Below are 14,771 nucleotides of genomic sequence, written 5' to 3'. Positions count from 1 at the left end.
GATTGTAGAACGTCTACCTGCACGCAAGGTTGACGTAGGGCCCTTGAAATATCAAAGGGGCGCAATTAAGCGCCCCTTTTCGAACAAGTGTTATGGCCCGCAATGCGTCAGACGCGGCGCCGGGTGCGGCTTATCGCTGCATCGATTCCCAAACCTTGTAGAGACGCTTGACCGAAACCGGCATCGGCGTGCGCAACTCCTGGGCAAAGAGCGAGATGCGCAGTTCTTCGAGCAGCCAGCGGAACTCGGAGAGCCGCGGATCGAATACCCCGCCGCGTTGCGAGAGCGCACGCTGATACTGCTGCGCGAGCGGCTGGAATTCGGCGGCCTGGCGCGCGTCGCGCGCGGGGTCGGCGCGCAGCTTGTCGATGCGCAGCGCCACGCCTTTCAGGTAGCGCGGGAAATGCACGAGCTGCGCATAGGGCGTCTCCAGAATGAAGCGTTTGCTGATGAGCGCGTCGACCTGCGCCTGCATGTCCGCCGCCGGCGCGCCGAAGGCCTTGGCCTGCACGAGCTTCTTCGCGAGCGAGGCATATTCGGCGAGGATCTGGCCCACGAGGCGCGCGATTTCCTGCGCGAGCAGCGAAAGGCGCCCGCGCCCTTCGTCCTTGCGTGCGTGGAAGCTCGCGTCGTCGTCGGGCAGCGGGTCCTGGAGGCACGCGCGGTCGAGCGCGAGTTCGATCAACTGGTCGCGCAGTTCCTCCTGAGTCGCGCGCGCCATGAACTGCATCGCCATCTCTCGCAGACCCGGCAGATTCTTCTCCATGTAGCGGATCGGCTCGCGCAGTTGCAGCGCGAACAGCCGCCGCAGCCCCGCGCGATGAATGCGCGCCGCCTCTTCCGGCGAATCGAACACTTCGACGTCGCAGTGCGTGCCGCGATCGACGAGCGCCGGATAGCCGAACAGCGTCTGTCCGCCGCGGCGGATTTCCAGCAGCTCGGGCAGCTTGCCGAAGTTCCACGTCGTGAGGTTCTCATAGAGCGCGGTGGCGGGCGTCGCGCCCTCGCCCGGCGCGGCCGTGTGCGGCACGCTGGCCTTTTGCGTCTGCGGCGCGTTGCCGCCGCCTTCGCGCACGGGCTCCGTCGCCGCGGGCGCGCCGCCCTGCGCATGCGTTTCCAGCGCGGCCAGCGCCGTGGCGCTCGCGAGCTTCTGGAATTGCTGCTGCGCCTGGGCGCCGAGTTCGGCGCGCAGTTGCGCGAGGTTGCGCCCCATCGCGAGCTGGCGACCGTGCTCGTCGATCACCTTGAAATTCATGAAGAGATGCGCGGGCAGCGTCTCCAGCTTGAAATCGGCCAGCTTCAAGGCGACCTGCTTCTGCTCGCGCACATCGGCGATCAACGCTTCGAGCAACCCGCCCGCGCCGAAGCGTTCGCCGCCAACGCGTTCCGCGAAACCCGCCGCGTACTCGGGCAGCGGCACGCAGTGACGGCGCAGCTTCTGCGGCAGCGATTTGAGCAGCAGTTGCGCCTTCTCCTTGAGCATGCCCGGCACGAGCCATTCGCAGCGGCGCGCATCGACCTGATTGAGCGCGTAGAGCGGCACCGCGAGCGTCACGCCGTCGCGCGGCGAGCCCGGCTCGAAGTGATACGTGAGCGCCATCGCCACGCCCGACATCGTCATGCGCTTCGGGAACAGGTCGGTCGTCACGCCCGCCGCTTCGTGGCGCATCAGGTCGTCGCGCGAAAGGTACAACAGGCGCTGCTTGTCTTCGGGCTGGCCGCCCTTCCTCACTTCGTCGCGATACCAGCGTTCGAACGACGCGCCGGAATAGATGCCCTCGGGAATCGCCTGATCGTAGAAACCGTAGATCAACTCGTCGTCGACGAGCACGTCCTGACGCCGCGACTTGTGTTCCAGTTGCTCGATATCGGCGAGCAGTTTGCGGTTATGCGCGAAGAAAGGGAGCTTCGTGTCGAATTCGCCTTCCACGAGCGCGCCGCGGATAAAGAGTTCGCGCGCGCGCGCCGGGTCCTGCTTGCCGAACGCCACGCGCCGGCGCTGGTACACCGGCAGGCCGTAAAGCACGCCGCGCTCGAACGCGCTCACCTGCGCGGCGCGCTTTTCCCAATGCGGCTCCGAGAGCGACGTCTTCAGCAGATGCGCGCCCACCTTCTCGAGCCACTCGGGCTCGATCTTCGCGATACAGCGTGCGTAGAGGCGACTCGTTTCGACGAGTTCCGCCGCCACGACCCAGCGCCCCGCTTTCTTCACGAGCGCGGAGCCGGGCCACAGGTGGAACTTGATGCTGCGCGCACCGAGGTAATACGGTTCGTCGTCGGCCTTGAGGCCGATGTTGCCGAGCAGGCCTGTGAGCAGCGCGTGATGGATCTGCTCGTAAGTCGCGTCGGCTTCGTTGATGCGCCAGCCGTGCTCGCGCACGACCGTGAGCAGTTGCGAGTGCACGTCGCGCCATTCGCGCAGGCGCAGATGCGAGAGGAAATTCGCGCGGCACGCATCGAGCAGTTGCCGGTTCGACTTCTTGTGCGCGACGGCCTCTTCGAACCATGCCCAGATCTTGAGCCATTGCAGGAACTCGGAGCGCTCGTCGGCAAAACGGCGATGCGCCTGGTCCGCCTGCTCCTGCGCCTCGATGGGCCGGTCGCGCGGATCCTGCACCGACAGCGCGCTCGCGATGATGAGCACTTCGCGCAGCGCCTGCTCGTCGCGTGCGCCGAGAATCATGCGGCCCACGCGCGGATCGAGCGGCAGGCGCGCGAGTTCGCGGCCGAGCGGCGTGAGCGCGTTGTCGTCGTCCACCGCGCCCAGTTCGTTGAGCAGTTGATAGCCGTCGGCAATGGCGCGGCCCGGCGGCGGCTCGATAAACGGGAACGTCTCGATCGCCGTGAGATGCAGCGACTTCATCCGCAGAATCACGGCCGCGAGCGACGAGCGCAGGATTTCCGGATCGGAAAAGCGCGGGCGCGCGATGAAATCGGACTCCTCGTAAAGCCGGATGCAGATGCCGTCCGCCACGCGCCCGCAACGGCCCGCGCGCTGGTTCGCGGGAGCCTGCGCGATCGACTCGATCTGAAGCTGCTCGACCTTGTTGCGGTACGAATAGCGCTTCACGCGCGCAAGCCCCGTGTCGACCACGTAGCGAATGCCCGGCACCGTGAGCGAAGTTTCCGCCACGTTGGTGGCGAGCACGATACGCCGCGCGTTCGACGGCTTGAACACGCGCTCCTGCTCCTGCGCGGAAAGCCGCGCGAACAGCGGCAGGATTTCCGTGTGCGGCGGGTGGTGCTTGCGCAGCGCTTCGGCGGCGTCGCGAATCTCGCGCTCGCCGGGCAGGAACACGAGCACGTCGCCCGAGCCTTCGCGGCAGAGTTCGTCCACGGCGTCGACAATTGCGTCCATCAGGTCGCGATCGGTGTCGCGTTGCGACTTCGCGCCCTTTTCGCGGCCCGTTGTGCCCTGCGCGTTCTTCACCGCCGGGCTGTCCTCCTGCACCGGCCGGTAGCGCACCTCGACGGGATACAGACGCCCGCTCACCTCGATCACGGGCGCGGGCTTGTCCTCGCTGCCGAAGTGGCGCGCGAAGCGGTCGGCGTCGATGGTCGCCGAGGTCACGATCAGCTTGAGGTCGGGCCGGCGCGGCAGGATCTCTTTCAGATAGCCGAGCAGGAAGTCGATGTTCAGGCTGCGCTCGTGCGCCTCATCGATGATGATCGTGTCGTAGGCCTTGAGCAGCGGATCGGTTTGCGTCTCCGCGAGCAAAATGCCGTCGGTCATGAGCTTGACCGAGGCGCCCGGCGAGAGATTGTCGGTGAAGCGCACCTTGTAGCCGACCACTTCGCCGAACGGCGTATTCAGTTCGTCGGCAATGCGGCGCGCCGTGGCCGACGCCGCGATCCGGCGTGGCTGCGTGTGTCCGATCAGGCCCGTGCCGCCCGCGCCCAGGCCACGCCCCAACGCGAGCGCGATTTTCGGCAACTGCGTGGTCTTGCCCGAGCCGGTTTCGCCGCTCACGATCACGACCTGGTTTTCGGCGATGGCGCGTGCGATTTCCTCGCGTCGGCCGGAGACCGGCAGCGCTTCGGGGAAGGTGATGGGCGGAACCTTGTTCGGCTCGATCACGCGACGCGGCGCGCGCGGCGGCCGTTCCGCGCGCGGCGCGCGTTCGTTCGATTCGCCGGCTTCGCTGCGTTCGCCGCCTGGGCGCGCGCTGCGCTGCGCGGACTGATCGTGATCGCGCACCGCTTCGGGGCGCGGCGCGCGTGGTGGCTTTTGTTGCGGCGGTTTTTGTTGCGCCGGTTTTGGCTGCGGCGAGGGTTGGCGAGGGTTGCCCGTTTGCGGCTGGCGCGCGCCGCTCGACGCATCGCGTGGCGCACGTTGCGATTGTCCTCGCGACTCGCCCTGCGGCGCGCGGCTCGCCTCGCCGCGCGTCGGCTGGGCCGTCGGCCTGGCAGCGCCTCGCGGTTCGCGGGGTGGTTCCGGCTTGCGTGTTTCGACCCGCGATTGCGCCGGCGCTTCGTGGCGAACTTCGGGACGACTTTCAGGACGCGCATCGGGACGACTTTCGCCAGCACGCTGATCCGCTTGCGCGTCCTTCGGCTTCACGGGCTGGGCCGGCTGCTCCGCGCGCTTATCCTGCACGCGCGCCCCACCCAGCGCGCCGCCCATGAGCGCGGCGAGCTTGTCCGACGACGCGAGCGTTTGCCCGTCGCCATACTTCTGCGACGCGCTTTTCTGCTTCGCGCCGTCCTGCGCCGTTTCCTTCCCGGCCGGGGTGTTGCTGCCCTGCGCCGAGGCAGGTCTTTTGGGTACATTCGACATGGGGGCGCATTATAATCCCGGGCATGAATTCCCAAACCGACCTCGTCCCCGCCACCGCCAGCGCGCCGGCCTCCGCCGCCGCTGCGGATTCCGACTCGCAGATCATGGCGCAGCACGCGCAGTTCGTGGACTGGATGCGATCGGTCGCGCCCTACATCCACGCGTTCCAGGGCAAAACCTTCGTCGTCGGTTTCGGCGGCGAGGTCGTGCACCAGAACCTGCTCAACGCGCTGGTGGCCGACATTGCGCTCTTGCAGGCCATGGGCATCCAGATCGTGCTCGTGCACGGTTCGCGCCCGCAGGTCGAAGAGCAGATGAGCCTGCACGGCGTCGAGTCCGAGTTCTCGCATGGCATGCGCATTACCAATGCCCGCGCGCTCGAATCGGCGAAGGAAGCGGCCGGTGAAGTGCGTCTCGACATCGAGGCCGCCATCAGCCAGGGTCTGCCGAACACGCCCATGGCGCACGCGCACATCAGCGTGGTGTCAGGCAACTTCGTGACGGCGCGGCCGGTCGGCATTCTCGACGGCGTGGACTTCCAGCATACGGGCGTCGTGCGCAAGATCGACGCCGACTCGATCCGTCACTCGCTCGCAAGCCGCAAGCTCGTGCTGCTCTCGCCGCTCGGCTTCTCGCCTACGGGCGAGGCGTTCAATCTGTCGATGGAAGACGTCGCCTCGGCGGCGGCCATCGCGCTGCGCGCCGACAAGATCGTTTTCCTCACGGAAACGCAGGGCCTGATCGACGAGGAAGGCGAGTTGATCCGCGAATTGTCGCTCGACGACGCCTACAAGCTGCAAGAAGGCGGCACCGTGCTCGGCGACGAAGGCTTCTATCTGAAGCACTCCATTCGCGCCTGCCGCGGCGGCGTGGGCCGCGCGCACATCATTCCGTATTCGCTCGACGGCGGCCTGCTGCTCGAACTATTCCTGCACGACGGCGTGGGCACCATGATCTCGTACGAGAATCTGGAAAGCCTGCGCGAGGCGACGCCCGACGACGTCGGCGGCATTCTCACGCTGATCGAGCCGCTCGAAAGCGACGGCACGCTCGTGCGGCGCGGGCGCCACCAGATCGAGCGCGACATCGACCACTTCTCGGTGATCGAGCACGACGGCGTGCTCTTTGGCTGCGCGGCGCTTTACGCGTACTCGCAGGAGCGCATCGGCGAAATGGCGTGCCTCACGGTCTCTCCGGAGGCGCAAGGCTCCGGCGACGGCGAACGGCTCTTGCGCCGTATCGAGCAGCGCGCGCGGGCGCGCGGCCTCACGCGTATTTTCGTGCTCACCACGCGCACCGAACACTGGTTCCTCAAGCGCGGCTTCGTCAAGGCAACGGTGGACGACCTGCCCGAAGACCGCCGCCGCCTCTATAACTGGCAGCGCAAATCGCTCGTGCTGATGAAGCAGCTCTGAGCGGCGCCGCCCACCCCACACATACGACTACAGGAGAAGCACAGCATGGCCCGTATGATCCAATGCGCGAAGCTCGGCAAGGAAGCCGAGGGACTCGACTTTCCGCCGCTGCCGGGCGATCTCGGCAAGCGCATCTATGAGAGCGTTTCGAAGGAAGCCTGGCAGGGCTGGCTCAAGCAGCAGACCATGCTGATCAACGAAAACCGCCTGAACATGGCCGATCCGCGCGCGCGTCAGTACCTGATGAAGCAAACGGAAAAGTACTTCTTCGGCGAAGGCGCCGACCAGGCGTCGGGCTTCGTGCCGCCGACCGAAGGCTAAGCCCGCCTTCTGCTGCACACCGGGATCTGGCCCCGACCCGTTCGGGCACAGCCAACCCGACCGCAAAAACCGCGCCCCGAGCGCGGTTTTTTTATGCGCTTCATGCGCGTTTCCCATCGCGGAAACGGTTCCATCGAATCGGCGCAATCGCCCGCCACACGGGGCTTCCAGCCCCCTCCCCGAATCTGCGCAGATGCCTGCGTTTGCGCGATCTTCCGTTATCGTGCTATCATGTGGCCTCGTTCAACAGGCATTAGCCATCAATTGCATTCGGGAAGGCACCCAAAAACGCCAGCAACCCGAGTGCGCATATGACAAAAAGAACGCTTCGCCACGCGAGCTTCTTTTTCGTTTCAGCGGCGCTTCACTCGTGCACCTCGTGCCGGTCCAGCGTCCTCATGCGTCCTGCCCCCCTTCCACGGCCACGCAGGCGCAACGTTAAACACAATTCGTCCGAGTGTCGTTTCGCGACACTTCAGCATGCTTTCGTGCGCCGCTCGCCTTGTGCGATGCAACATCGGCCCGCCCTCCTTCCTGTGAACCGGCGCGCCGAGCGCGAAATGTCGCCGCTATCGCGAAACGGCACTCTCCGGCAACCGTGGCGGGCCCTCCTGGGTTCGTCGCAGTCATTGGAGATGCAGACCTTGACCGCTTCCACTTCCGGCGCGTCGGCGCAGACCGACCTTACCCTCGACGACATCACGATCGTCGACAACAGCCTCCTCAAACGCGCCGTCGGCGCCATGGCCCTTGGCAACGCCATGGAATGGTTCGACTTCGGCGTGTACAGCTACATCGCCGTCACGCTCGGCCAGGTGTTCTTCCCGTCGAGCAGCCCCTCGGCGCAGCTCATCGCGACCTTCGGCACGTTCGCGGCCGCGTTCCTCGTGCGCCCGATCGGCGGCATTGTGTTCGGGCCGCTCGGCGACCGCATCGGCCGTCAGCGCGTGCTCGCGATGACGATGATCATGATGGCCTGCGGCACCTTCGCCATCGGCCTGATCCCGTCGTACCACTCGATCGGCATTGCGGCCCCCGCGCTGTTGCTCGTGGCACGCCTCGTCCAGGGCTTTTCGACGGGCGGCGAATACGGCGGCGCAGCCACCTTCATCGCCGAGTTCGCCACCGACAAGCGCCGCGGCTTCATGGGCAGCTTCCTCGAGTTCGGCACGCTGATCGGCTATGTGTTCGGCGCCGGCACGGTTGCCGTGCTGACCGCCTTGCTCTCGCACCAGCAACTGCTCGACTGGGGCTGGCGCGTACCGTTCATGATCGCGGGCCCGCTCGGCCTCGTGGGTCTGTACATCCGCACGAAGCTCGAAGAAACGCCCGCGTTCAAGCGCGAAGCGGAACTGCGCGAAGCCGAAGAGCACACGCGCCCGAAGCTCACGCTGCATTCGTTGCTCACGCAACATCTGCGCCCCTTCCTGCTGTGCGTGGGTCTCGTGCTGATCTTCAACGTGACCGACTACATGGCGCTCTCGTACCTGCCGAGCTACCTCTCGGCGACGCTGCACTTCAACGAAACGCACGGCCTGTTCCTCGTGCTGATCGTGATGGTGCTGATGATGCCGATGACGCTCGCGTTCGGCCGCCTCTCCGACGCCGTGGGCCGCAAGCCGGTGATGCTCGCGGGCTGCGTGGGCCTGATCCTGCTGTCGATCCCGTCGCTCACGCTCATTCAAACGGGTGAGCTCGTGCCGGTGTTCTTCGGTCTCCTGATTCTCGGCGCGCTGCTCTCGTGCTTCACGGGCGTGATGCCCTCGGCGCTGCCGGCCCTCTTCCCGACCGCGATCCGCTACGGCGCGCTCGCCATCGGCTTCAATGTGTCGGTGTCGCTGTTCGGCGGTACGACGCCGCTCGTGGCCGCATGGCTCGTGGAGCACACGCAGAACCTCATGATGCCCGCGTACTACCTGATGGGCGCGGCAGTGGTCGGCATCATCTCGGTGCTGGCGCTGCATGAAACGGCGCGCCGTCCGCTGCCGGGCTCGGCGCCGAGCGTGAGCAACAAGGCCGAAGCGCATGCGGTGCTGCGCGGCGTGCGTCTCGCACGCGAACTCGACGAGGAATACGCCGTCGCCAACGCCGTGCGCGCTTGATAATCATCGATTAAGTTGTACGCACAACGAAAAAGGCCAGCCTCGCGCTGGCCTTTTTTCTTGCCCGGTCTCCTTGTGCTCGCCTCACGTCACTCGATGAGCTTGACGTGCTCGACGTGCAACGCGCCCCCCGTTGCTATCGTGAGCATGGCCGCCGAAACCGGCAGTTTGAAGCGCCGCGGCCCCGCGCTGCCGGGATTCACATACAGCACGCCCTCGCGCGTCTCCAGCGCGGGCTTGTGCGAATGGCCGCTGACCACCACGGCAATACCGTCGGCCGCGGGATCGCCGCGCAGGTCGGGCAGTTCGTGCACCACGGCAAGCCGCACGCCGCCCGCTTCGAGCGTGGTCTGCACGGGCAGCGCTTCGGCCCAGGCGCCGCGATCGTTGTTGCCGCGCACCGCAGTGAGCGGCGCGATGGCGGCAAGCGTGTCCAGCACGGCCTGCTCGCAGATGTCGCCGGCATGCACGATGGCATCCGCGTGCGCAACGAAAGCCAGCAGTTCGGGGCGCAGGAGATTGTGCGTATCGGAAACCAGCGCTATACGCAGCGCCGGCAGCGTTTCTTTCGCGGACATGGTGATTCGTTTCGGCTCGGCGCGAACGTGAAGGACGAGTTAGCGATTATCAACCGAAATACACCGCCAGCCACACGCTCGGCACGGTCGGATCGGTCCACGCCACGCGATGACGGCAGTGCGCCGGAATCCGCACGTAATCGCCGGGCAGCAGGCGACGCGGCGGCTCGCCCGCGTCCTCGAACTCCAGCGTCGCGGCGCCCGTGAGCAACACCACCCACTCATCGCGTGCGTCGTCGTACCAGAAGCCGGGCGGGCTCGCCTGCCCCGTCGACACGATGCGTTCGACCTGCACGCCGCCGCGCGCAACGAGCGTGTCGAAACGCTCGTCGGCGGCGTCATGGGCGATGCCCGCATAGAGATTGCCGAACGCGACGGCCTTCGCTTCGTTCATGTGTGCGCTCATGCCAGCGGCTTCAGGCCGTCGAGCAGCGTGGGCACGAGCTCGCTCACCGTGGGATGCACGTGCATCGCGTATTGCAACGTCGTGTACGGCGCGTCCGCCGTCATCGTGTCGATAAACGTATGGATAGCCTCGTCGCCCTCGATGCCGAAGATCGCCGCGCCGAGAATACGCTTCGTTTGCGGGTCCACCATCGCCTTCATGAAGCCGTCCGTCTCGCCGCGCTCGCGTGCGCGGCCCACGCGCGACATCGGCATCTTCGCGATGAGCGCGGGCTTGCCACGCTCGCGCACCTCGCGCTCGCTCAGGCCCACGCGTGCGAATGGCGGATCGACGTACACCGCGTAGGCGGGAATGCGCGTATCCGCGCTGCGCGCGCCACCGGCCAGCAGATTCGCCGCGACGATCTGGAAGTCGTCGTACGAAGTGTGCGTGAACGCGCCCCGCCCGTTCACATCGCCGAGCGCCCAGATGCCCTCCACGGCCGTGCGCAATTCCCCGTCTACGGCAATCAGCCCTCGCGCATCGCGCTCGATGCCCGCCGCCTCCAGACCGAGGTCGTCGGTATTGGGTAAGCGGCCCGTCGCAAAGAGCAGATGCGAAACGTCGAGCGTCCCGTCATCGAGATCGATACGCACGCCCGCATTGCCTTCGCGCGGCGCGACGCTGCGCGGCTCGGCGCCGAATCGAAACTCGACGCCTTCGCGCGCAAGCACGTCGCGCACGGCGAGCGAAACGTCGTCGTCCTCGCGCGCAAGCACGCGCTGCCCGCGCACGAGCACCGTGACACGGCTGCCGAAGCGCCGGAACATCTGCGCGAATTCGAGCGCCACATAGCTGCCCCCGCAAATCGCCAGATGCTCGGGCAGATGGTCGAGCGCGAGCAGCGTCGAATTGGTTTCGTAGCGGATCGTTTCGAGCCCGGCAATCGCGGGGATCTGCGCGCGCGTACCCGTATTGATGAAGATCTCGGGCGCTTCGAGCGCGAGCGGCGAGCCGTCGTGGCCCGCCACGCGCACCGTGTGCGCGCCCGTGAAACGCGCGTGGCCCTTGAACACCGTGACATTCGGCGTGCCGCGCAACCAGTGCTCGACGCCGTCGCGCGACGCGCCGATGATGCGCTCCTTGCGCGCCTTCACGAACGCGAGATCGACGCGCACGTCGCTTGCCTGCGTGCCATCGCCGATGCGCACGCCGAAGTCCGCCGCATGCCGCGCGACATGCGCGGCGCGCGCGCAGGCCACGTAGGCCTTGGTCGGCGTACACCCGACGTTTACGCAGGTGCCGCCGAACGACGCACGCTCGATCACCGCCGTCTTGCGCCCGCTTTGCCCGAGGCGCACGGCGAGCGGCGGCCCGCTCTGCCCCGTGCCGATCACGATCGCATCAAACCGTTCTGCCATGCCGCTCTCCTTTGCTGGTGCCGCGGGCGGGGCACGGAAATCGGGCCTGAAATGGGCCGCCCGGACGCGAAAGACGCGAGACGCCACTCGCGCCATCTTACGCGCGGCGAATGGCAGCCGCCCGTTGCGCGTCGCGAATCGGCACAGAAGAACGAGCACAAAAAAAGAGCCGCCTCGCACGTCGAGGCGGCTCACAGGGTGACGTCACAACAGCAAACGGGCGATGCCGCTGCGCGTCAGGGGGATCGGCGAACGCTCGGCGCGTGGGCGTCAGGCGTTCGGTAAAGGGTATCGGTTCTGGGGTCGCGGCACTGCGCGTTCAGCGGCAGGCGCGGCGACGGCTCGCGCTCAGTGCACGCAATCGGTCGGGACGATTTCGCCGTGCCCGGCGTTCCACAGTTCGCGCGAACGCAGGAATGCGGCGCGCGCGCCACGCGTTGCCACCATCAGCCCGACTTGCCCCATGTTGAAGTCGAGCGACACCATCAGCTGCATCAAGTCCACCATCGGCAGAACCAGCGCCGGCTGATACAACTGTCGTTCGATAAAGGATTTCATGACCACTCCCGCTGCATGCCCCGCGTCCTCCTGACGCAGGGTCATTCAATGGTTGTCATTCTAGGAATGCAGCGTGCGCCGATAAATGGGCCGTTGGCGAAGTCACTTGTCGCAAATCACTAACAATCGCGCGGCGGTGGAGAAAATGCGAGGTTGGCGCAGGCCGGAGCGGCCGCCCGGCCGGCCACTGCGCGGGCGCCGCGCCTCAGGCGAGCGGCGTCGCCACGAATTCCGGCATGGCCTCGGCGCGCGCGGAAAGCGCGGCGATCGCCGGATATCGGGCAGGATCGACGGAGCCGGGCAGGATGTACTGGTTGAATCGCCAGGCCACGGCCGCCGTGATGTCGGCCTGGGTGATGCGCCCGGCGCACAGCCACCCGTCCCGGCCCGCCACGAGCCGGTCGAGCACCGCCCACGCCGCATGCATCTGCGCGTTCACGCGCTCGAACCACGGCTCGTGCTGCCGCTCGGCAGGGCGCAGTTCGCGCTCATAGACCTGCTGCACCGTCTTTTCCATGGCCGCGAGCGCGAAACCGTTCACGCGCAGCGCGAACGTGCGCTCCTGCGTTTCCTCCGGCATCAGCCGCCGCGCCGCCGGCACCTTGCGGTCCAGGTAGTCGAGGATCAGCGTCGAATCGATTAGCTGGGTGCCATCGTCGTCGACGAAAGTCGGCGCTTTCACGACCGGATTGATCTGCGCAAATTCGTCGTACTGGCGAAACACCGAAATGCTGCGATGCTCGAACGGCAGGCCGAGCACATGCAGTGAAATCGCGACGCGACGCACGTAGGGGGAGTCCATCATGCCGATCAACTGCATGGGTTCACCTCGCACTGAAAAAAAGGGATCGGACGTCGATGTTGCAGGAAGCGCGGAAGCTTTTCAAGACGCGACAGACGACAGGGATAAAACGGTGTCACATGGCGCTTTTCCCTTTCTCGTTGTGCAAAATCACACCGTGTCGATGTGCCACGTCCTGCACGCCGCGCAATACGGCTACATTCGTTAGCAGACGTTCAATCTGACGCGTCGCGGCATTGTTGCGACGCAGCGCCATGCCCCGCGCATCGCGCTTTTTGCACGACACCTTGCCACACAAGGCGCAGCGACGCACAGGGGTCAAGCGAAGGAGGCCGAAGTATTGTTCAGATCACAGAAAAGCGCGTTTTTATGCGCCACATGTGCTGCGGTGCATCGCCGGGAAACTCCTGGATTCGGACGCCGAACGGCTGAGATAGTCTGAATGCACAAGGAGACGAAATCATGAGACAAGCATTCAATGTTGGCGTCGTCATCGTCCTCGCACTCCTCCTCGCGAACCGCGCGATGACACGCGTACAGGCTCACGAGGCCGGCGGGCTCACCTGCGCCCAGGGCTCCGCACTCGTGAAAGCTGAAGCGCTCGTGCGCGGCTTTGGCGAGCGCGGTGCAAGCAGCCAGGGCGAAAACTTTCTCTCCTCTTGCCTCGTCTCCGGACAAGGCCAGGTCGGCGACCTGATCGCCCACGACTGAGCGCCCTGCGCGCGGTAACCGGCCAGGCACTTTCGCGGTGGCGCGACGTATGACCTGCGCGCCGCCCGCGCGGTCTGTCCGCTCGCGTGCGCAGCCGCTTCGTCGCGCTAGTGCCGCGCGACGCCGTTCGCGTGCGCCCTCTTGCTTCGCGGGCTGCCGTTGCGCCGCCTTCCTGCGATCTCCTCGTCAAGCGTCGAGCGCGCCGATCGACCGTTCTTCGCGGCACTTCACGACTCCTCACGGCTCCTTGCGGCGCCGCTACACGCCGCTGCGTAGCGTGCATCGTGGCCGTCGACTACGAGAACGCCGCCGCTCAGGCACGCCGGTCCGCCTTTCTTTTGGGTTGCCAATGTCACGGGTTGGCGGCGAGAATGCTCGCGGACCACGGAGAATCTATGAAAGGGTACGTCCTGTTGTTTGGCGTCAGCATGCTGACGGCGTGCACATCGGTGACCGCCATCAATTCGAAACAGGATGGCCACCTTCACGTCACGAGCCGCGCGCGTTGGGATATCGTCTCGTGGAACCGCGTGCGCTCGGCGGGCGTCAACGAGGCCGAAGACTACTGCGAAAAGCAAAAAAAGCAGATGCACACCGTTGAAATACATAGCGAAGGTCTGCGCGGGGTGACGTCGCAAACTGCAGAAGTAATATTCGACTGCATCTGAATAACCGCCGTCTCCCTCCTCCTTTCCCCGCCAGACGGGCGTCTCAGCCCGGTTCCCCTTCCGCCTCCCCACGATTGCCTTGCAATAGCGCAACAATATGTTGTCGTTCACCCTGATATCCAGATTGCATCTTCGCGCTACACTGGCGACACATTTTGTTACGTTTCGGGCTGACTCGTATCATGTTGACCGCATTCTTCATCGCCTGTCCTTTCGGCATCGCGGCCCTGTTCGGCTTCGCGCGGCTGATCAACCCGCACACCGGGAAGATAGGTAATCGTTGAGTGCGCAAGCGCCTTGTTCGGGCGCCGCGCTCAACCAAAACCCATTTGCGCTGCCGTTCGTCGTGGCCGCGTCCGTCTTTTCCGGCGCCTTCTGCCGGGTCTCTCCGTTTTTTCTCCGCTTTCCAGCACGACGTGCCAGCCCGATCGCATTTGCCGCAGATTGATTGAGGTCAATACGGGGGCGAATCGCGGTAATATCGCCGGATCACACATTCAATCCATGCCGAGGGCAGCCCATGCGGGGACGTCTTGTCGTCTTGATGACCGCCTTGATCGCATTGCCTTGCGTATCGTTCGCCGACGTCATCGAGCAAAACCTGCAATTCGGCATGCGCGCGCCGTCTGCGACCCACACCGGCATGGATTGCCGGAACTGGAACAGCGGCATGCAGTGGACCCAAGGCGGGTTGTCGATCGACCCGGGCAGGCTGGCGCTCACGCTGACTGCCAATGCGCTGGCGAGCCATTCCGGCCAGCAACCGGCTGCCATGCGGGACAATCCTTGCGAACGCGGGACGAGGCTGCGAGAACCCTGACTGACGTTCAGTGTGAGTTCGCCTGGGGATCGGGGAGCGTTGGGAGACCCTGTGGTGCCGGGGACCGGGCTCGAACCGGCAAGCCGTTAGGCGGCGGATTTTCGTCACACCACGTCTTTCGACGCCACACGCCCCGCTAAGGGCGCGCGTTCGTGCGCTGGACTATGCCTTCGCCGTCGCCGCACGCCGCGTTCGCACGCCGCGCACAACCTT

The 14,771-nt window shown here is 65.8% G+C and carries 13 protein-coding genes; 7 read left to right on the top strand and 6 right to left on the bottom strand.

The features are described from left to right. Positions 1-130 precede the first annotated feature (130 nt). On the bottom strand, positions 131-4,777 hold the full coding sequence (gene hrpA, locus C7402_RS37820) for an ATP-dependent RNA helicase HrpA (protein ID WP_116614180.1): 4,647 nt from the start codon (positions 4,775-4,777) through the stop codon (positions 131-133). Positions 4,778-4,800: 23 nt separating this feature from the next. On the opposite strand from hrpA, the gene argA reads away from it, so the two are divergent. From argA to proP, 3 genes are all read left to right on the top strand, one after another. Beyond that, positions 4,801-6,192, top strand: a complete 1,392-nt coding sequence (argA, locus tag C7402_RS37815) for an amino-acid N-acetyltransferase (RefSeq protein ID WP_112176785.1) — start codon at positions 4,801-4,803, stop codon at positions 6,190-6,192. Positions 6,193-6,237: 45 nt separating this feature from the next. Beyond that, a complete protein-coding gene (locus C7402_RS37810; protein WP_112176784.1) occupies positions 6,238-6,513 on the top strand; it encodes an oxidative damage protection protein in 276 nt (91 codons plus the stop codon). Between the two features lie 644 nt (positions 6,514-7,157). Then, complete coding sequence (gene proP / locus C7402_RS37805) at positions 7,158-8,615, top strand: glycine betaine/L-proline transporter ProP (RefSeq protein WP_425273819.1); 1,458 nt, start codon at positions 7,158-7,160, stop codon at positions 8,613-8,615. An 89-nt stretch (positions 8,616-8,704) separates the two neighbouring features. Here the strand turns inward: proP and C7402_RS37800 are convergent, their stop codons facing one another. From C7402_RS37800 to C7402_RS37780, 5 genes are all read right to left on the bottom strand, one after another. Then, complete coding sequence (locus tag C7402_RS37800; RefSeq protein ID WP_116614178.1) at positions 8,705-9,193, bottom strand: metallophosphoesterase family protein; 489 nt, start codon at positions 9,191-9,193, stop codon at positions 8,705-8,707. Between the two features lie 49 nt (positions 9,194-9,242). Further along, complete coding sequence (locus tag C7402_RS37795; protein WP_244315028.1) at positions 9,243-9,587, bottom strand: cupin domain-containing protein; 345 nt, start codon at positions 9,585-9,587, stop codon at positions 9,243-9,245. Positions 9,588-9,595: 8 nt separating this feature from the next. Beyond that, positions 9,596-10,999, bottom strand: a complete 1,404-nt coding sequence (locus C7402_RS37790; RefSeq protein ID WP_116614176.1) for an FAD-containing oxidoreductase — start codon at positions 10,997-10,999, stop codon at positions 9,596-9,598. Positions 11,000-11,347: 348 nt separating this feature from the next. Further along, complete coding sequence (locus C7402_RS37785; RefSeq protein ID WP_372460482.1) at positions 11,348-11,602, bottom strand: hypothetical protein; 255 nt, start codon at positions 11,600-11,602, stop codon at positions 11,348-11,350. Between the two features lie 160 nt (positions 11,603-11,762). Beyond that, entirely contained in the window at positions 11,763-12,377 is a 615-nt protein-coding gene (locus C7402_RS37780) for a glutathione S-transferase family protein (protein WP_116614175.1), read from the bottom strand. Here C7402_RS37780 and C7402_RS46565 point away from each other — a divergent pair. From C7402_RS46565 to C7402_RS37765, 4 genes are all read left to right on the top strand, one after another. After that, complete coding sequence (locus C7402_RS46565; RefSeq protein ID WP_133254626.1) at positions 12,361-12,567, top strand: hypothetical protein; 207 nt, start codon at positions 12,361-12,363, stop codon at positions 12,565-12,567. The genes C7402_RS37780 and C7402_RS46565 overlap by 17 nt on opposite strands. Before the next feature lie 254 nt (positions 12,568-12,821). Then, positions 12,822-13,070: a hypothetical protein gene (locus C7402_RS37775; protein WP_112176777.1), complete on the top strand. Its 249-nt coding sequence runs from the start codon at positions 12,822-12,824 to the stop codon at positions 13,068-13,070. 395 nt (positions 13,071-13,465) lie between these two features. Beyond that, positions 13,466-13,738: a hypothetical protein gene (locus C7402_RS37770; protein WP_116614174.1), complete on the top strand. Its 273-nt coding sequence runs from the start codon at positions 13,466-13,468 to the stop codon at positions 13,736-13,738. Positions 13,739-14,258: 520 nt separating this feature from the next. Next, a complete protein-coding gene (locus C7402_RS37765; protein ID WP_116614173.1) occupies positions 14,259-14,558 on the top strand; it encodes a hypothetical protein in 300 nt (99 codons plus the stop codon). Positions 14,559-14,771 lie beyond the last annotated feature (213 nt).

It is taken from the genome of Paraburkholderia unamae (assembly GCF_003096875.1).
Classification (GTDB): domain Bacteria; phylum Pseudomonadota; class Gammaproteobacteria; order Burkholderiales; family Burkholderiaceae; genus Paraburkholderia; species Paraburkholderia unamae.
This window is presented reverse-complemented; position numbering and strand designations above follow the sequence as displayed.